Annotated in this window: 14 protein-coding genes and 1 tRNA gene; 9 read left to right on the top strand and 6 right to left on the bottom strand. The window is 45.0% G+C overall.

Going from position 1 to position 17,646, the window contains the following annotated elements; genetic code table 11:
• The first annotated feature begins 3 nt into the window (after nt 1–3).
• Genes BJF97_RS03890 through BJF97_RS03880 form a run of 3 tightly spaced genes read left to right on the top strand, consistent with a single transcriptional unit; the run spans nt 4 to nt 2,154 of the window.
• Nucleotides 4–831 (top strand): SDR family oxidoreductase, encoded by an 828-nt coding sequence (locus BJF97_RS03890; protein WP_004128395.1) that lies wholly within the window; start codon nt 4–6, stop codon nt 829–831.
• Nucleotides 825–1,736 carry a dihydrodipicolinate synthase family protein gene (locus tag BJF97_RS03885; protein ID WP_014837290.1) on the top strand — a complete coding sequence of 304 codons (912 nt, stop codon included), beginning with the start codon at nt 825–827 and terminating at the stop codon, nt 1,734–1,736. The genes BJF97_RS03890 and BJF97_RS03885 overlap by 7 nt, the downstream gene beginning before the upstream one ends.
• A complete protein-coding gene (locus tag BJF97_RS03880) occupies nt 1,723–2,154 on the top strand; it encodes a GlcG/HbpS family heme-binding protein (protein ID WP_032694267.1) in 432 nt (143 codons plus the stop codon). Before BJF97_RS03885 ends, BJF97_RS03880 begins: the two co-directional genes overlap by 14 nt.
• Before the next feature lie 136 nt (nt 2,155–2,290).
• On the opposite strand, the gene BJF97_RS03875 is transcribed toward BJF97_RS03880, so the two are convergent.
• Nucleotides 2,291–3,304, bottom strand: a complete 1,014-nt coding sequence (locus BJF97_RS03875) for a LacI family DNA-binding transcriptional regulator (RefSeq protein ID WP_014837288.1) — start codon at nt 3,302–3,304, stop codon at nt 2,291–2,293.
• A 210-nt stretch (nt 3,305–3,514) separates the two neighbouring features.
• The gene (locus BJF97_RS03870; RefSeq protein ID WP_032694269.1) at nt 3,515–4,546 is read right to left on the bottom strand and encodes a DUF1176 domain-containing protein; all 1,032 of its coding nucleotides are present in this window, start codon (nt 4,544–4,546) and stop codon (nt 3,515–3,517) included.
• 382 nt (nt 4,547–4,928) lie between these two features.
• On the opposite strand from BJF97_RS03870, the gene BJF97_RS03865 reads away from it, so the two are divergent.
• The 5 genes from BJF97_RS03865 (at nt 4,929) to BJF97_RS03850 (ending at nt 10,827) form a co-directional block, all read left to right on the top strand.
• Nucleotides 4,929–5,723, top strand: a complete 795-nt coding sequence (locus BJF97_RS03865) for a DNA/RNA non-specific endonuclease (RefSeq protein ID WP_032694270.1) — start codon at nt 4,929–4,931, stop codon at nt 5,721–5,723.
• A gap of 289 nt (nt 5,724–6,012) precedes the next feature.
• Entirely contained in the window at nt 6,013–6,336 is a 324-nt protein-coding gene (gene symE, locus BJF97_RS03860; protein WP_070082845.1) for an endoribonuclease SymE, read from the top strand.
• 248 nt (nt 6,337–6,584) lie between these two features.
• Nucleotides 6,585–8,714, top strand: coding sequence for an ATP-binding protein (locus BJF97_RS03855; protein WP_070082844.1), 2,130 nt, complete (start codon nt 6,585–6,587; stop codon nt 8,712–8,714).
• The gene (locus BJF97_RS32155; protein WP_187418271.1) at nt 8,654–8,953 is read left to right on the top strand and encodes an ATP-binding protein; all 300 of its coding nucleotides are present in this window, start codon (nt 8,654–8,656) and stop codon (nt 8,951–8,953) included. Before BJF97_RS03855 ends, BJF97_RS32155 begins: the two co-directional genes overlap by 61 nt.
• Nucleotides 8,953–10,827, top strand: coding sequence for a hypothetical protein (locus tag BJF97_RS03850; protein ID WP_064388779.1), 1,875 nt, complete (start codon nt 8,953–8,955; stop codon nt 10,825–10,827). The genes BJF97_RS32155 and BJF97_RS03850 overlap by 1 nt, the downstream gene beginning before the upstream one ends.
• Before the next feature lie 64 nt (nt 10,828–10,891).
• Here BJF97_RS03850 and BJF97_RS03845 read toward each other — a convergent pair whose 3' ends face one another.
• The 4 genes from BJF97_RS03845 to BJF97_RS03830 form a co-directional block, all read right to left on the bottom strand.
• Nucleotides 10,892–11,731, bottom strand: a complete 840-nt coding sequence (locus BJF97_RS03845; RefSeq protein ID WP_064388776.1) for a phosphoadenosine phosphosulfate reductase domain-containing protein — start codon at nt 11,729–11,731, stop codon at nt 10,892–10,894.
• On the bottom strand, nt 11,731–15,018 hold the full coding sequence (locus tag BJF97_RS03840) for a hypothetical protein (protein WP_142394556.1): 3,288 nt from the start codon (nt 15,016–15,018) through the stop codon (nt 11,731–11,733). The genes BJF97_RS03845 and BJF97_RS03840 overlap by 1 nt, the downstream gene beginning before the upstream one ends.
• The gene (locus tag BJF97_RS03835; RefSeq protein ID WP_074193855.1) at nt 15,011–15,961 is read right to left on the bottom strand and encodes a DUF4007 family protein; all 951 of its coding nucleotides are present in this window, start codon (nt 15,959–15,961) and stop codon (nt 15,011–15,013) included. The genes BJF97_RS03840 and BJF97_RS03835 overlap by 8 nt, the downstream gene beginning before the upstream one ends.
• A gap of 302 nt (nt 15,962–16,263) precedes the next feature.
• Nucleotides 16,264–16,348, bottom strand: a tRNA-Leu gene (locus BJF97_RS03830).
• 233 nt (nt 16,349–16,581) lie between these two features.
• On the opposite strand from BJF97_RS03830, the gene ahr reads away from it, so the two are divergent.
• The gene (gene ahr, locus BJF97_RS03825) at nt 16,582–17,601 is read left to right on the top strand and encodes an NADPH-dependent aldehyde reductase Ahr (protein WP_004128305.1); all 1,020 of its coding nucleotides are present in this window, start codon (nt 16,582–16,584) and stop codon (nt 17,599–17,601) included.
• Nucleotides 17,602–17,646 lie beyond the last annotated feature (45 nt).

Raw genomic sequence — 17,646 nt, 5'->3', positions numbered from 1 at the left:
ACAATGGAAGACTCGTTATTCTCGGTTAAAGACAAGGTCATCATCGTGACCGGCGGCCTGGGACAGCTGGGGGCGCAGTACGTGAAGACGTTACACGACCGCGGCGCGAAGGTGGCGGCGCTGGCCACCCGCGTCGATGCCGCGCGCGTCGACCGCGTGCTGGGGGCGATCAAGGACTCCGACCGCCTGCTGTGCGCGGAAGTGAATATTACCGATAAAGCCAGCATTAACCGGGTGCTGGATAGCATTGAAGCGAAGTGGGGCGTCCCGGATGGCCTGGTCAACAACGCGGGCGTCGACACCCAGCCCAGCGCGCCGCCGGAAGTCTCCGGCCCGTTTGAAGAGTTTCCGGAAGAGGTGTTCCGCGAGGTGGTGGAAGTGAACCTGGTCGGCACCTTCCTGATGACCCAGCAGGTCGGCAAGCGCATGAAACAGGCCGGCAAAGGCGGCTCGATCATCAACGTCGGTTCGATCTACGGCGTGGTCTCCCCTGTGCAGGATATCTATAGCTACAAAAAAGAGGACACCGGCATTCCGTTCGTCAAACCGGTGGCCTATTCGGCGGCAAAGTCCGGGCTGTATAACTTTACCCGCTACTGCGCCACCTACTGGGGGCGCGACGGCATTCGCGTCAATACTCTGACCCTCTCCGGCGTCGAGCGCAGCGATCAGGACCCGCGCTTCCAGAAAAACTACACCAACCGTATCCCCATCGGGCGGATGGCGAAAGCCCACGAGTACAACGGCGCGGTGGTGTTTTTGCTCTCCGACGCCTCGGTCTATATGACCGGTTCCAACGTGGTGGTGGATGGAGGCTGGACCGCATGGTAAGCGATAAATGGCAGGTTTTTCGCGGCATTATCTCCGCCGTGGTGACGCCGATGCACGCCGATGAGTCGGTGAACTACGCGGCGCTGGACGCTCTCGCCCGCGCCCAGCTGGCGCGCGGGGTTGAGGGCTTTTACTGCTGCGGCTCCTCCGGGGAGGGGCCGTTGCTGCGTTTCGATGAGCGCCGGCAGGTGCTGGCAACGCTGGTGCAGTCGGCGGGCGGTCGCGTGCCGGTGATCGCCCACGTGGGGACGCCGCGCACCCGGGATGCCGTCGAGCTGGCGAAGCACGCCGAGCAGGACGGCGCCAGCGCGGTGTCGCTGGTGCCGCCCTACTACTACAAATATAGCCGCGAGGAGATTATCGCCTACTACCGTCGGGTGCTGGACGCCATTTCGATTCCGGTGATTTTGTATAATATTCCGCAGTTTACCGGCGTCGAGCTGGATGCCCAGAGCGCCGACGCGCTGCTCGGCGATGAGCAGGTTCTGGGGGTGAAGCATACTTCGCATAACCTCTATTCGCTGGAACGGATGATCGCCCGCTACCCGGAGAAAGTCTTTTTTAACGGTTTCGATGAGATCTTCCTTTCCAGCCTCGCGGCGGGCGCGACGGCCACGGTTGGCACCACGGTTAACCTACAGCCGGAGCTGTTTCTCGCCCTGCGCAGCGCTTTTCAGCAGGGCGACATTGCCCGGGCGCAGCGCCTGCAGCAGCAGATCAACGAGGTGGTGGAGCAGCTGGTCGCGCGCGGCGTGTTCCAGTCGGCGAAGTATCTTACCGCGAAAGAGACCGTCGATACCGGCCCCACCCGCGAGCCGTTTGTGGCGCTGACGGCGGCGCAGAAAGGCGAGCTGGATGACCTCTATCTGCGCTTAAGGGGGTATATCGCCGATGCCGGACAATGACGCGCTCTGTCCCCAGATCCGTCTGAACGATAGCGTCGTGTGCCAGCAGGTCGCGCGGTTTTTACAGGAGACGGAAAGCGATGCGCGAACCCGGGGGCTGGCGGTGGCGGTTGTCGGGCCGGAGGGCGAGCTCATCGCCTTTGGCGCGCACGCTCGCTGCCCACCGCTACCGCGCCAGCTGGCGCAGCGCAAGGCCTGGAGCGCCCTGCGCTTTCGCCGTCCGACGGCAACGCTGGCGCAAGAGGTCAGCGCCGGCGCCCTGCAGCTGGCGGTATTTAACGACCCGCAGCTGCTGGCGATGCCGGGCGGCGAGCCGGTGATAGTTGAAGGGCTGGCCATTGGCGGCGTCGGGATCAGCGGCCTGCCGCCGGCGCTGGACGCCGGGCTGGCGGCGCAGTTTGTTCAGCGATTGACTTGATGAGGGATCGTTAAGGGTTCCCGGATTGCGGCGCCCGCGCCTTATCCGGGCTACCAGCGCGCGCAGGATGCGGTATTTGTAGCCCCGGCCAGCATAGCGCAGCCGGGGATTGACGTGTTCACACTAGCCGTGTCATTTACTGGCTCCGCTGCTTCTCCACCGACAGCGGACGATGAATCAGGGTCATCGGCACGGTGATCTTCACATCAGCATTTTCCCCCTGCAGCTTCTGCTGCATCAGATGAAACGCGTGCTGCGCCCAGGCGTCCTCATCCTGGCGCATCGACCATACCTCGTTCGGCAGAAATCCCAGCATCTGATGTTCATCGAAGGTGCCGATGGGAATATCCGACGGAATAAAGCCGTAGGTTTCCCGCAGCGCGCTCAGCGTCCCTTCCAGAATGGGCAGAGAGGAGGCGATAAACGCCTTCGGCGGCTCGCGGTGCTGACGGAGAAAATCGAGCATCAGCTGTTTGCCCTCTTCCTGACGGTTATGGCTGGCGGACAATATCCACTCCTTGCCGGCGGGCAGCTCGCTCAGGTAGCCCTGCAGACGACGCTGGATCGACGGCTGCTGGGTATCCCCGGCGATAAAAAAAATCGGCGAGACGTCCACCGCCAGGGTCATCGCCTGCACCAGCTTTTTGCTGCCGTTGTAGTTATCGCTCACCACCAGCGACACGTCGCTCTCGCCAAAATCGCGGTCGAGCAGCACCAGCGGCCGCTTGCGCGCTACCTTCTGGTGATGCAGCTGCGTTTCCCGGGTAGAGGGCACCACGAAGAGCCCGTCAACGTTGCGCGCCAGCAGTCCTTCAACCAGACTGTTTTCATGCTCGCTGTCGCTGTAGGTGCAGGCAATCATTAGCTGATACCCCGCCTGACGGCAGCAGGCTTCGAGCTTTTCCGCCAGGGTGGAGAAAAACAGGTTGGATAAACGCGGGATCACCAGCCCTAAGGTCTCGGTTTTATTGAGCTTCAGGCTGCGGGCGATATGGTTAACGACCAGCCCGTTCTCGGCGATGTAATCATTAATACGCTGCTGCGTTTTGGCGCTGATGCGATACTGCTCAGCTTTGCCACCCAGCACCAGGCGCACGGTGGTAATCGAGATTCCCAGCGCCCTGGCGACTTGCTCAACGGTTTTGGCCATAAACTCATTTTCCATAACGAACAGAACGGCTTAATCATAAACTAATTCGAGTTAGCAATACATTAGCCGCGCTGTTATTTTGAACAAGGCGTCAGTTTTCTGACGCCGCTGGCGCTGTCGATGGCGATCCCGCTACGCGGACGATCGTTAAGATCCTTCCCTGTCCTCTCTGTCGGCGTGTGTGCCGGGAGAGAGTCTGGTCGCGTGATTTCACTTTGCCGGTTTAACCTCGGTCACCCAGGTGGGGAGATCCCATGTCCCGCCGAGGCGAAGATAGCGGCACATTCCCGTGGTCGCTTCACGGCTTTTGCGGAACGTTGTGCCATCCCAGAGCCAGCTCGCCGTCCCCCAGCAATCGCCGAGCCCTCGCCCTTTCTGGCTCATAAAAATCTCGCCGTCGCCATACTCAGAACCGGAAACCGTAATAAGCGTTGGATTACCCTCAAGTTTGCTATCCACAACCCAATAGCCGTATCCCTCGTTATAGGCCGCCCGCCAGCACAAGGCAGAAATCAGGGAATGCGCGTTATCCAGCGGAGTCAGGCTGATGGTTTCAGCCTCCTCCCCCTCCTCAGGCTGGAGGCGATCGCACCAATCATCGTTATTTAGCGTGGCCAGAAGCTTCGGCTTGAGCACCGCCAGCTCAGGCGCGGTTAACGCTCTCTCCTGCGCCTTCTCAGGCATGACCCGGTGAATGACCGGGGCAGGAATCGCCGCCCGGACGCTATTTTCCGGCCTGTCGCCTTTTTTGGTCAACGCGCCCGGCGTGCCGATTCGCCCCTGAACATCGTCCATTTTCAGCAGTACCGCGTAAGCGCCTTCGCCGGAAATCACAAACGGCGCCTCCCCGCCTGTAAATTCGACCTTCCCGCTGCCTTTGATGGCGTTAACGATCGCCCGGGCCTGTTTCTCCGACAGCGGCCAGCTCTCTTTTGCTGGCTTCACATCGCCTGCCGGCTGGCCATTGATCCACAGCGTCAGTTTGCCCGGCAGAACGTCGCTGTCGGTCACCTCCGCCAGCATCAGCTCTCCCGAGACGGCGGTGCCCGCTCCGGCCTGGCGGGTCAGCAGCACCGAACCTCCGCTTCCTTCTTCAGCGCTGTATCCCGCCGCCCGGCAGGTCAGCGTGTTATCGCATACCACTTCCCAGTCTTTGTGGCTGAATGACACGCCTGTTTTCGCCATCGCGGGGAGGCTAAGTACGGCCAGTGCCAGCACGCCTCTCCAGAGTTCCTTTTTCATACCTTCTCTCCTTAATCGGTCATCCGCGTAGTCTGAGTAATCCCCCGCTCAGAGAGAAGCGTTTTCCCCTGCCGCGACATTTTTTCGGACAACGACATGGATGCCGCACCGCTTTACGCTTCGCTGGACATATTCCCCCGTTCAGCCCGGCTGAAAATAGCGGGCTTGAGAGTCTGATCACCTCATTCAACATCATTTCCGGGATCACAAAATAACATCCGCCGTGATGTTAAATCATCTTGTGATATTCCGCGCGGCTGCGACCGGCTAACTCTTTTTACGCTCTCAATTCATCTTTGCGATTCATAGCTGAATTCCGCTCTGGTTATTCAGGGGCTTCTTTTATGCATCGGTTCATCTTTTCTTTGACGTCATCAATATTATGAAACTATCCCGAGTATTCAGCGTTCTGCCGTCGCTATTTTTTGCCGTCGCGTGCGCTGCCGCATCATCCGGCGAGGATCATTGTGAAGTGGGCTGCCCGACCGGCGGAAGCGCGCAGACGCTGGTTCGCGAAGCCTATACGCTCAATAACAACAGCCAGCGCAAATTCGCTAATTGGGTGGCGTATAAAATCACCAAAGCCAGCCTGGCCAGCGGGCGTTCGCGCAGCTGGAAGCGCGATCCGGATTTACCCGCTGCGGATACCCTTGCCCCCGCGGCGTATAAAGGGGCCAGCGCAGCATTGGCGGTCGATCGCGGGCATCAGGCGCCGCTCGCCGGGCTGGGCGCCAGCGCAGACTGGCAGGCGTTAAACTATCTTTCCAATATCACTCCGCAGGCCTCCAACCTGAATCAGGGGGCGTGGGCGCGGCTGGAGGATAAGGAGCGCGCCCTCGCCGAGCGCCGCGACGTGGCGGCGGTGTGGTCCGTTACCGGGCCGCTGTTCGAACGGCATATCGCCACCCTGCCCGCCGCGCCCGAGGTGGAGATCCCCAGCGGCTACTGGAAGATTATTTTTATCGGCTCCAGTCCGGATAAAGGCGAATACGCGGCGTTTTTGCTGGATCAGGCGACGCCCAAAAGCGCCAGTTTTTGTGATTATCAAGTGACGGTGGAGGAGATTGAGCGGCGGACTCATCCGACGCTCTCGTTCTGGTCCGCCCTGCCGGCAGGTATCGCCCGCCGCCTGAAGTCCCGGAAGGGGACGCTGGCAAAAGAGATGGGGTGCCCGTAATTGGGCATGGGTATCCTGTTGCGCGCATTATCTCGCTTTTGTTTTTTGAATCTGCTTTGCGGTTATTTCAGCAATATCAGGAAAGTCATTTTCCACAGGCGCTAATTAATAGCGTCACGTATTCTGTTAATTCTTAATTTGCGGTTAAAGACGTTTATTATGTCCGATTTAAGTCTGGACTTTATTTTTATTACTGGTTAGGTTTACAGGTGTTATTTAGCGCGGTGCGAATGTGCGCCAACACACCCGCACCGCTGATCACAATTACTATTTCGCGAGAATAGCAACCATGACTAATGCTGATTGTATTGTAGATTCGTTTGATCCAGAAGTGTCGCCGAAAAATAAGCGTCAGTTGACGGTGAGTTATGTGAGACGTTTGCCAGATCGTCGTCTTGTTCCGGAGCTGATCATGAAGGGCGAGTGGCTGGCGGCGGCAGGGTTTTCGACCGGCACCCGGGTGGAGGTGCGGGTGATGGATGGCTGTATTGTGCTGACGGCGGTTGAGCCGGAACCGGAGCTGGAAGCCGCGATGCGCAGGGTGGAGAAGCTGTCGGCCAGGAAGCAGAAGCAGGTCAGAGAGTTTATCGGGGTGATTGGGGGACGAGGTTGAGGGGTCAGCCACATCGATGCCCTCATAATAATGAGGGCTTCATAAAGCTACATCGAGCCCCTGGGTTTCACGCTTGCCTACCTAGTGGGGTAAGTGACTGTGAAATGGTATAAAGGATTGCTTCATCGCTGAATTTTTTAATTTAACACCTTAAATACAATGTTTCTAATCCAAAGTTGATATAGAAAAATTTGTCGAGTAGAATCAATTTACACCACAAGAATTACATTCAAATGGAAGACTCAGAGATGGCAAACTTTCAAGTGGCAGCTAGAACCTTACTTCACCTAGGTTCGGAACTTATAACTTCAGATGAAGTGGCGATTTACGAATTACTTAAAAATGCATTCGATGCCGAATCGCCGAGAGTTAAAATAAGAATTATGTGTCCAGTAAATAGCAAAATACTTAGAGAGTGCAATACATTACTTGCTGCTCAGTTTAACAAAAAAAACATTGTGCTATGCGAACTAAAAGCAGATTTAATTGACAAAATAAAAGGAGGATGGATTTTAAAAGGTGAAGATGGCAGTATCATTGACAGCGAAAATAAATTATACAACATACACTCTGCCGATAACATAGACACTTTAAAAAATGCTTGTTTAAAATTAAACTATATTGAAATCACAGACTCAGGAAAGGGGATGGATGAAAATAATTTATTGGATGCTTTTTTAAAGATTGGCACTTCTTACAAAGATATAAATGGAATAAAGACAGATGGTAAGGCAGTACTAGGAAACAAAGGCATTGGACGTTTATCTATGATGAGATTAGGTGGAAAATCACTAATTGAAACATGGTGTAAAGGTAGCGAATATTTGCATGCAATTGAGTTTGACTGGCAATCATTTGACTCATCTGATTTATTACTAAGTGAAATAAACTTTCCGATATTAAAAATGAATGATAAGCCAAGCGAGCAAGGGACACGTATAACTATCTATTCACTTTTTTCCGACTGGACAGAAACTAAGATTCAAGATGAAATTGTAAATAATTTTTTAAGACGCATGAATAACCCATTTGAAAAAATGCCGACAAATTTCCCAGTAGATTTATATTTTAACAATGATAAAAGAGTACCTATTAAGCCGATAAACCCTGAGCTATTAAAATTAGCAGACAGAGATATGAGTCTTGAGTTCTTTCCACGTAAATCAATGAAGGACTCTGATGAAATTTTAAAAAGCACAATCGAGACTCCAAGCAAGGAATTTTCAAAAAAACCACAATCAAGAACTTTAAGAGATTTCAAAAGCAAATTTAATTGTTCACTGGATGATTTAGAAAAAATAGGTCCTTTTTCACTAAAAATAAGATGGTTTAATCGTGCTAAATTAGCCCAAAAAGGGCTAGGTTCAGATCTGAGTCGTTTTAGAAAAGAACTTGACTTCTGGAATGGAGGTGTTGCTATTTATCGAGATGGTTTCAGAATTGGATTATCTGGGTCCAGCAAAGATGGGGACTGGTTAGGTATTGATAATGAAGCATTCAGAGGCCAAGGTCTGACTTTAAATAGAATACAGACTGTTGGTGCTTTAGAAATAACAAAGAAAAATAATCCACATCTGATAGACCGCTCTAATAGAGAAGGACTTGTTGATAATGACTCTATAATACTATTGAGAAAAATCCTTCGTGAATTTGCTTTAAATGAACTAAGAGAACAAGTACGGCTAGAAGAAAAGGTACAGAAGAAAACAATTGAAGCACACTTATTAGATGATGGCCTTAACTCAATGGAAAGTCGACTTATGGAGTCAGAAAAAATAATCCATGAAATACAGGAAATTTCCCCCGAGGCGAAGAAACATGTTACAGCCCTTCATCAAAATATTCAGTTTATAACAAACAATGTAAAAAAATTCCAAAAAGCAATGACTGAATTACAGGAAAGAAGAGAGGACATACTTGAACTTGCTGGTGTAGGTAATGTTATGCGTAGTATTATGCATGAATTGACAAGAACTACTGGACAGACTCGCTTATTACTTAACCAAGTAGCTAAAAAAGCAGATAATGAAACAGCAGACCTCCTTAAGAAACTTGAGTCAGAGATTAAGTCCTTAAATATAAGATTAAGTCAGTTAGATCCTTTAAGCACAAATAAAAGAAATAGAAGTGGTGATTTTGAATTAATGGGTTTAATTAAAACCATCATAAGTGGATACACCTCAAGATTTGAACGGCATAATATAGATTATATAATAACATTCAATGGTAAAATTTTATCATCTGAGACTCTAATGGTCAAAATGGTAAAAGGTTTTGTCAGCTTAACTATCGAAAACTTAATATTAAATTCGATCTATTGGCTAAAACAGGATTTTTACAACCTGGCGAAGAAAAAGCAAAAATCACCATTAATGTAGATTCATACTCCAAAGTAATAGAAGTTTATGATAATGGGCCAGGAATTTCTCCAACAGATAAAGAAAGAATATTTAACCCTGGGTTTTCCTTAAGAAAAGACGGCAGAGGTTATGGTTTATACATAGCAAAAGAGGTATCAGCAAATTATCATTCTAACATTTATCTTGATGATCAACCTTTTCAAGATGGTAGGCTTAGAATGTTTATTATAGAGCTACCAAAAGAGGATAATAAATAATGATTAAAGTTGCTATTATCGATGATGATTTCAACGAAAAAATAACATTATCTGATTTAAAAAAAACAGATGATGATAATATACTTGATGCATTAGAAGATATTAACTCTCCAGAATATGAAATAATTTACAATTATTTTAGCGAAATGAAGTTGGTATATAATTCATTAGAAGATATCGTCAACATATTTAACAGCACAAAAGATATATCGTCATTACCGCGTGCGTTTTTAAGGTTAAGAGATAAAGCGTTAGAGCGAAAAGAATTACTTATTGCTCCTGTAAAAAGAATAATTAATTGGCTTTGCACGTCCGGTTTAAGCATAAATGAATCTGACATTGATATATATTCAAGCCCCTCAAGTTATTTTAATGAAAGAAAATCATTAAGCTATGATTTAATATGTATTGACTATCTACTTGTTAACGACTCGGAGCAAGAAACAATACCTTTCATTAATAATATTAAGAATGAATCAGCAGAGCAGGGATACACTCCCTCATTTATTTTAATGTCTTCACATGAAAATCTTATTACGAACGATTTCCTTGATATAAAATCAAAGTTAAGCATGACTAGCTCTCGCTTTAGAATTATGGAAAAGCCGAGTACAAATTTAAATTCTAGGGAAGTCATATGGAAAACAACCTTTAAACAGATATTTGAACAAAAAAAATTTATACATGATATAGAGATGTTTATTCATGGTTGGATTAACCATTTCCAAATTGCTTCCTTAAGTCTAGCAAAAATACTTTGGGCGCTAGATGCACATAGCTTAGATGTATTACGTCGCACAGCAAAAGATGACAATATAAGTTTTTCAGAATATTTTACAGAAGTAATTTTCAAAAAGGTATTAGCTGAGTTCGAATCCTCATTAAATACTGGTGCTGAATCAGTTAGATCTTCAGGGGAAACATTGCAAACCGTATTAGAAAATAATATTTTAATCAGTCCGGGAAATGAGGTTCAGGACTCACGATTGATATTAAAGACACTTCTTAAGGATACAAATTGGCATGAAAGAAACTGGTATCAAATTCAAGAATCATATCCAGTCTTGGTTAACGAGGCATGTGATCTACCATCGCTTTATCATTACCAATTAAAATGGTTGAAGGAAAATTTAAGATTCGGAATTGTTTTAAGAAATAAAGAAACAAAAACACTGCTAGTAAATTTAACTCAGCCATGTGACTTAGCACATTTGAAGCCGTATCAAATTGATAAAATAAATTTATTTTTTATGCAAGGTCTGGATATCCATATGAGCATAAATAATACAACAGATAAGCAAGCGTTATCAACCGCTCTCTTTGTTGATTCAAGCTGGAGAAATGTTCATTGGGATTTATCAAGACCATTGACTCCACCTATAATTTCATTTATGCAAAAAATAGAGAATTACGAAACAATTGGTCAACTGAGGCATGAACAATCTCAGCATATACTCAACCGATATGTTGCAAAAATAAGCAGAGTCGCTACAATTAGAATGCCATATCTTTTTGATATAAAATATTTGGTTATCGCCTTTGATGAAAAAGGAGAAGTTAATATAAAAACAAAAGGTGTAGGCCATGCGATAAAAACAAGTGAAAAAAATATAACAGTGAGTTTTTCGCCAGAACATGCGAGTACTATTGAGTCAAATCTTCCTCTCCCCAAAAGTATATTTGAGGATTTAGTTAGTGGTTTTGTTATACCCCAAAAGGGTAAGCTTAGACTCCCAGCGTCTTACAGTATGGACAATATCTACCTTTTGAATAAGTGTTACTCAGAAAAAGAGGCTTTAAAACAAATAGATGCAAACTACAAAAGTTCATTGATACGCGAAAAAATAAACTATCTTTTTATTTATAATGATTAATACTTTCTTATAATTTATCGGCTGATTTTGCCTAAAAATCTCAATCAGCCGTAATAAATAGAAATTATTTATGACAAATATTACAAGCCCCCCCCCCTTCATCCTCAAAATACAAATCATCAATATCTATCAACAACTCCTCAGGCCGTAAAGGGTTCACTGGCCGACGACTTCTATCTCTCTTTAGCCTAGCTTCATAGTCAGTAATTATTTCTTTTATCCTTTGTGGTTTTTCTAAATCAGCCAGTGATTCACCTTGTGACCAAGTAAACGGAGAACCATGTTCAAGCGCATCTTTCTCGTAATTTTTAGCTTTATCAAATTCATCAGGATGTTTTTCTTTTAGCCTTACCCATTCGATTTTTTGCTGATAAAAGCAAAAAGTACAACCGCTACGTGAACGCCATTGATAGTAATCAGGCCAGCCAACCCCCGACTTTACTAAAATATTTCCTACAGCAGCTTTATCAATATTATCTTGTCTAAAAGGCAGCACAACCTTGAGATTATTATTAGACGATGAATATCCTTCTCGATAATTTTCATCAGAACGTATAGCTACGTAAGAATATACTGTCGCTCCCTCGGCAAGCATAGGTCTTACCCATTGCTCAAATGGTAGTAGTTTAAGTTGTCTCGTACACCATCTAGTTTGTGGGGAGGGTAGGAAATGATTGTATTCTTTTAGCCAAAAATCAAAGTCACGCCTTGGATTTAAGCGATTAATTTGTTTGCCTAAATATCCTTCAATTTTTTCTAAAAACTGATAAACCTCGGGTAATTCCTTACCTGTATCAGTAAAGAAATATTCAATATCTAAATGAGGGTAGTTTTCTCTCATATAGATCGCTAGGGCAGCGCTATCTTTTCCCCCGGACAATCCAAGGAGGTGCCGATCTTTCATTATTTTTCTCCTTCTGAATCTTGGATACTTAATTTAGTCACAGCCGCTAATAACATTGCCAGTTCGATTCCGCTATCTTTTGCTTTTCTTACAATATCCATCGCAATTAAATCAACTTTGTTACTAACATCTTTATCAACTATAAAATTATGAATTCTCGTTTCAGTACTTTTACCTATACCAGTCACGAGCGCAACTACACTATTTTGAGCTTCACGATTTTCTACATGCAAATATGCTTCAAGATGCTTGAATCGTGTTATCCATTCGGTACTGGATAGATATGCTAAATTTACATCATTATCATCAAGTTGGGATAATGGTTTATTTGCTAAAAATGTCAAAATCGTTTCAACATTAGCCTTATTGGAAATAACCTCATTCATCCTGCCCAAAAATGCCTTAAACTGCAGATCTGATACTTTTTTAACAATTGCTTGAGACCTTGCAGAAAAATCATTAGCAGAACCCAACTCCTCTAATAAATGCTTCTGAAATGCATTAAGCATTTTAGGGTATGCTTTGATAAGTTCTGTTAAGCAATTCTTAATTTTGTTAAGATATGAATCATATTCATCGCTAACACTAAGTACTTGTTTAAGATCTACGAATAGAATTTTGTAAGGATCGTTAGCCTCAAGTAATTTATCACGTACCATTTTTGCTTCCCTTGATAGAGTATTAGTCACTCTTACCCATCCAGGGAGAGAGAAAACAATCCGTACAAGCCCTCGAGCTATTTCTAAAGGAGAGTCATCTTGTATCAAAATAGAAACCCTTTCCTCAATCGCTAATTTCATTGATTGAAGAAATTGCTTTTCCTTAATACCTAACAAAACTTTTCTGACAGAAAACCTATCAACGCTTTGCAATAACTCATCAACTTCAACATCCATAAAATCTGTCAAAAGATATTTATCTTTATAAACAGAAAGAATATTCTTTCTGGAAAGAAAATATATAAGAAATAAAATAGGTATAATTCCCACCTGAATACCAAATGGTGATTCTCTCCATTTTTTATAAATATCTCTTGCTTCAACTATTCCCGATGAAAAAAGAGCATCTGTTTCCTCCCAAAGATCATATAAAACAGGAGAAAGCTTCTTATCCGGTGGTGATATTTTCCACACATTTTTTTTATCACGGATGTGAAGATGATTTTTTCTAAGAATTATTTCATATAAGCCTCTTTCTGCTGGATAACCCTCAATACCAAGATTTTCAATATTACTATTTAAAACCAACTTATGCATAAGCTCTCTTCTTGCTTTCGCCGCACTCGAAGATAACTTATTTCGATTAATGATCTCACTATTAATTAAAGGAGTTTTATAATAACGTTTATCTGCTATTTCTGATGCGATACAAGATAAATTATGTGTTGTAAACTCTTTTTCTTTTGACATCCATTTTGATTTTAACAACAAAGCGTTTATTTCAGCTTCTATACTATTTTTCAATGAATTAAGTCTTCCTTCAACCTCTTTTCTAGCAACAGAGTCATTTTCAAGTTCGCCTCCATTTTGAAAAATACGATTAAGTGCTACTAACTCTTTGCCAAGAGAATACAATTTATTTTTGTTAGGAGAAAATGTTACAACAATATCATTTTTAATTTTATTGCTTGATAATTTAGTTATAATATCTGAATATTCACTTTCAATGTCATAAAGGATTATGAACTTCCCGAAAGAATCATGGTCTTGCATTTCTCTATGAAACTCTTTTTCAAATTCATATTCGTTTGCAAGCACAACTTCCATTCGACGAAGAGTACCAGTTTCATAATAATGACGCTTAGCAATAACGGGTACAATATCGCAAACCTTTGTTAATTCCTTTGAATCTAAATGTTCAATATTTTTAAGCTCTTTTTTTATCGTGGCATCAATATCAAAATCACTGCCATCAAAAACAACCCAAGAATTCAAATATTTTCTGAAGATGATAACTTTCCACTCTTCTAATTTTTGTAACGCCTCTTCAATTTCTGATGATCTATAATCAAAGAAGATAGCATTCAAGATAGTACTATTAGAACTTAGCCCAGTACCATTCTTAAATATATTAATGATAGAAATTGTTTTTAGTATCATTATATGAAGCACACATTCAGCTTCAACGCGTGCTTCCACCCTTTCAACAGCTTCAACGGATTGTGCCCATTTATGACTATCTGAAGATGTGCTAATGGTATTCTCAAGATTAGCGCGAATGTAGTCCCAAAATTGGTGTGGTCTGTAGCAGGAATTGTCAGTTAAATCCGTAACTTTCAAATAATCTTGAAAAGCGCAAACCTCACTGGATGATAAAAAAGTAAATATGCTTCTTTCGTTTTGCGAATACTGTTTTCTCGAAACTGAACTTAACAAAACAGGCATCACAGGATGTAAGGGCCAGCACCCCTTCAACGTATCAATAAACCCTTTATCAATAGCTGGGCGGTGTTTAGATATTTCATCAAAAACATCTTTAAAAATCTCAGACTTAGTAGGAATAATATCACAACTTATTGCGTTGGATATTAATTCAACAACTTCATCAGATCCAACAATGACAGGTAAATCAGCATATCGCCCCTGTATTTTCGACCATTCATCAATAATATTCTGGCCCGATTTTATTGCATACTGTCGAAAAGATTGATGCAATATACCTATAACAACTAACCGACCATTACTTCTTGCTGCAACCTCTGCAATTTCTTGGAAAAAATGTATGTCGTGGCCCGCAGACAAAGCTTCTTCTAAAAACTTCCCCATCTCATCGATAATTACAAGTAAACCATCATCATTATAAGAAAGCTCAACTAATTTTTTAACTAACTCTGGAGGAGTTAAGTCATTTGGTAATTTTTCTTCCCAAGAAAAATTATTATTAATTGAATTAATAATCTCTTCAATATAGTTGTTTTTTTTACCAACTATTGGCAAAACACGCCATCCCTGAGATTTTATAGGAAATGCAGATTCTATAAGCTCTTTTAACTCAGGTTTAATTTTATTTTTTACATGCTCTCTTATATGTACTGCCCTACAAATAGCTGAACTAAAAGCCAATGCCAAGGATGATTTTCCACTACCATATGGTCCTGTAAAGGTAAACGCCCCCTGGTTATTTAAAAGTTTTTGATTTGCCAAGTTAGCTATAATTTGATTAGCTGTTTCATGAAAAATATAACCCTCAAAGGCTTCCTCTTTCAGAAAATCAGAATCAATACGAATAGACTTCTGATATTGAAGGGAGATCTCAACTTTATTCCCCATTTTATTTTCATTATTCATTATAGCTACTCTCTAATCTTGAAACTGCCAATTTAGTAAACTCATCACCTCCCAGGCCTTGCTTTTTCATTACTTGATGTATCCCGGAAGTACTTGCCCAAATCAATAAATCACCAGTTCTTTCTCCAATTCCAATTAATCTCTCAGCTATTGCATCTTCATCCATCTTGAACACTAAACCTAAAGAACCTTTTGCATGACAAATATCATACAGCGATAAAGCATTCAGATCCTTTGAGAGTGATTGCCAAAAGATAATCAAACAATAATCAAAAATTCCATCGGGTAATGTACTCCTCGTACCACGCTGGAAACCTAGTTTTCCAGATGTAGTGGGCCTTATTAAGGCTAATTCTGCAAGAACCGGCTCAGAAATATCATCAGAATTATTATTTTTAGGTAACGAAATATAACTTCTTAAACAGACATCAATATCACGCTGTAAGCTATTTTCAGATATTTTCTTTCGTGCATTGTTAGCTATAAATTTATATATATTATTTAACAAATCTTTGTTTGAAAAATCAGCAGTTATAAATGTATTGAATAGCAATACCCATGTCGTACTTCTGGTTTTAAAACTCGTTTCTAATTTAGAAGTGCCGGCTAGCTGCCAATGCAACAACCAGGTCGTAGCAATATTTTCAGAAAAGGGGTCCAAACCATCCACAGCGAAGATTTTTTTTGCTAAAGATGACAGACGATAATATTTTGATGAGTTTTCATCAAGTATCATCCCGGTAGCAAGTGCCCAATGCTTCATTGAAGACACCATGTTCTTACCAACACCAAACCGTACTATTGCTTCTTCATCGGTGAAAACGGATTTGGCAATTCTCCCATCCTGATCTGCCTGATCGCAGACACGTTTCAGCCACATGTTTCGTAGTGGAAACGTTTCATGGCCCGAGAAATGAAGCTCTAATGTACTAAGGTCAGTCATAGGGGATTCTCAAATATACTGTATAAATATACACATTATGCATCTGTTATTTGTAGAATGATACTTGAGATGAAGGCCAAGATGAACTGGTGAAAGCCTCCAGTAGCAAGGAAGGTTGATTTTTAACATTTCATAATACGGCATAAAGCTATATTTTATAATTAAAACAGTAAGTTAGTAATCAAGTGAGTATTATGCATGCATAATTTATGGATGGAGTTTTTACAGGACTGTAAAGCTGACCGCTGAATTTTTTTGCTTACAAAAAAAGCCACCCTTAGGTAGCTAATTCTTGCATCACTTGGTGCCGAAGGCCGGACTCGAACCGGCACGTATTTCTACGGTTGATTTTGAATCAACTGCGTCTACCGATTTCGCCACTCCGGCACGGAAAGGATACGGAAAACGTTCTGGATTATACCTGTCATACGCTGCCATGCAAGCAACGTTGCATTCACCTGCCACCAAGTGATGAATTTTTCATCGGCTCAGTGTGTTAGCCTCTTCAGGGTACATTTTGCCCTCCTCTATAACCCCCCATCCCCCTCCTTCTGCCAGGCGTCCCCTCGCCCCATGCTCTACACTTCCTTCTTAACTACGCCAAACCCAAGGAAACTGTCATGAGCACTATTAAAAGTTACGCCGCCAAAGAAGCGGGCGCCGATCTGTCGCTGTGGGAGTACGATGCCGGCGACCTTAAGCCGGAAGATGTCGAAGTGCAGGTGGAGTACTGCGGGATCTGCCACTCCGACCTGTCGATGATCGACAATGAATGGGGCATGTCGAGCTATCCGCTGGTGGCCGGTCACGAGGTGATTGGCCGGGTGGCGGCGCTGGGCAGCGCGGCACAGGATAAAGGGCTGAAGGTCGGTCAGAAGGTCGGCATTGGCTGGACAGCGCGCAGCTGCGGCCACTGCGACGCCTGTATCAGCGGCAACCACGTGAACTGTCTGGAAGGCTCGGTGCCCACCATCATCAACCGCGGCGGCTTCGCCGATAAGCTGCGCGCCGACTGGCAATGGGTGATCCCGCTGCCGGAAAACGTCGATCTTGAATCCGCCGGGCCGATGCTCTGCGGCGGCATCACGGTCTTCAAACCGCTGCTGATGCATCACGTCACGGCCAACAGCCGCGTCGGCGTCATCGGCATTGGCGGCCTCGGCCATATCGCCATCAAGCTGCTGCACGCGATGGGCGCGGAAGTCACCGCCTTTAGCTCCAATCCGGCGAAAGAGCAGGAAGTGCTGGCAATGGGCGCCGATCGCGTAGTGAACAGCCGCGATCCCGAAGCCTTAAAGGCGCTGGCCGGCCAGTTCGACCTGATTATCAATACCGTCGCCGTCGACCTCGACTGGCAGCCGTACTTTGAAGCGCTGGCGTACGGCGGCAACTTCCACACCGTCGGGGCGGTAATGAAGCCGTTCCCGGTCCCCGCTTTTACCCTGATTGGCGGCGACCGCAGCATCTCCGGTTCGGCCACCGGCAACCCGGCCGAGCTGCGCAAGCTGATGAAATTCGCCGGACGCAGCAAAGTCGCGCCGACCACCGAGCTGTTCCCGATGTCGCAGATCAACGAGGCGCTGAAGCACGTTCGCGAGGGCAAGGCCCGCTACCGCGTGGTGCTGAAAGCCGACTTCTGATCAACCCTCGTCATGCTTCAGGCTGCAGCCGCGCGGCCTGAACGC

It is taken from the genome of Klebsiella sp. LTGPAF-6F (assembly GCF_001753185.1).
Classification (GTDB): domain Bacteria; phylum Pseudomonadota; class Gammaproteobacteria; order Enterobacterales; family Enterobacteriaceae; genus Klebsiella; species Klebsiella michiganensis.
The sequence above is the reverse complement of the archived record's forward strand: the minus strand, read 5'-3'. Positions and strand labels throughout refer to the sequence as shown.

Bases quoted from the DNA above. Each gene is read 5' to 3' on its own strand.
- BJF97_RS03890 (WP_004128395.1), top strand. From the start codon at position 4: ATGGAAGACTCGTTATTCTCGGTTAAAGACAAGGTCATCATCGTGACC.
- BJF97_RS03885 (WP_014837290.1), top strand. From the start codon at position 825: ATGGTAAGCGATAAATGGCAGGTTTTTCGCGGCATTATCTCCGCCGTG.
- BJF97_RS03880 (WP_032694267.1), top strand. From the start codon at position 1,723: ATGCCGGACAATGACGCGCTCTGTCCCCAGATCCGTCTGAACGATAGC.
- BJF97_RS03875 (WP_014837288.1), bottom strand. From the start codon at position 3,304: ATGGCCAAAACCGTTGAGCAAGTCGCCAGGGCGCTGGGAATCTCGATT.
- BJF97_RS03870 (WP_032694269.1), bottom strand. From the start codon at position 4,546: ATGAAAAAGGAACTCTGGAGAGGCGTGCTGGCACTGGCCGTACTTAGC.
- BJF97_RS03865 (WP_032694270.1), top strand. From the start codon at position 4,929: ATGAAACTATCCCGAGTATTCAGCGTTCTGCCGTCGCTATTTTTTGCC.
- symE (WP_070082845.1), top strand. From the start codon at position 6,013: ATGACTAATGCTGATTGTATTGTAGATTCGTTTGATCCAGAAGTGTCG.
- BJF97_RS03855 (WP_070082844.1), top strand. From the start codon at position 6,585: ATGGCAAACTTTCAAGTGGCAGCTAGAACCTTACTTCACCTAGGTTCG.
- BJF97_RS03850 (WP_064388779.1), top strand. From the start codon at position 8,953: ATGATTAAAGTTGCTATTATCGATGATGATTTCAACGAAAAAATAACA.
- BJF97_RS03845 (WP_064388776.1), bottom strand. From the start codon at position 11,731: ATGAAAGATCGGCACCTCCTTGGATTGTCCGGGGGAAAAGATAGCGCT.
- BJF97_RS03840 (WP_142394556.1), bottom strand. From the start codon at position 15,018: ATGAATAATGAAAATAAAATGGGGAATAAAGTTGAGATCTCCCTTCAA.
- BJF97_RS03835 (WP_074193855.1), bottom strand. From the start codon at position 15,961: ATGACTGACCTTAGTACATTAGAGCTTCATTTCTCGGGCCATGAAACG.
- ahr (WP_004128305.1), top strand. From the start codon at position 16,582: ATGAGCACTATTAAAAGTTACGCCGCCAAAGAAGCGGGCGCCGATCTG.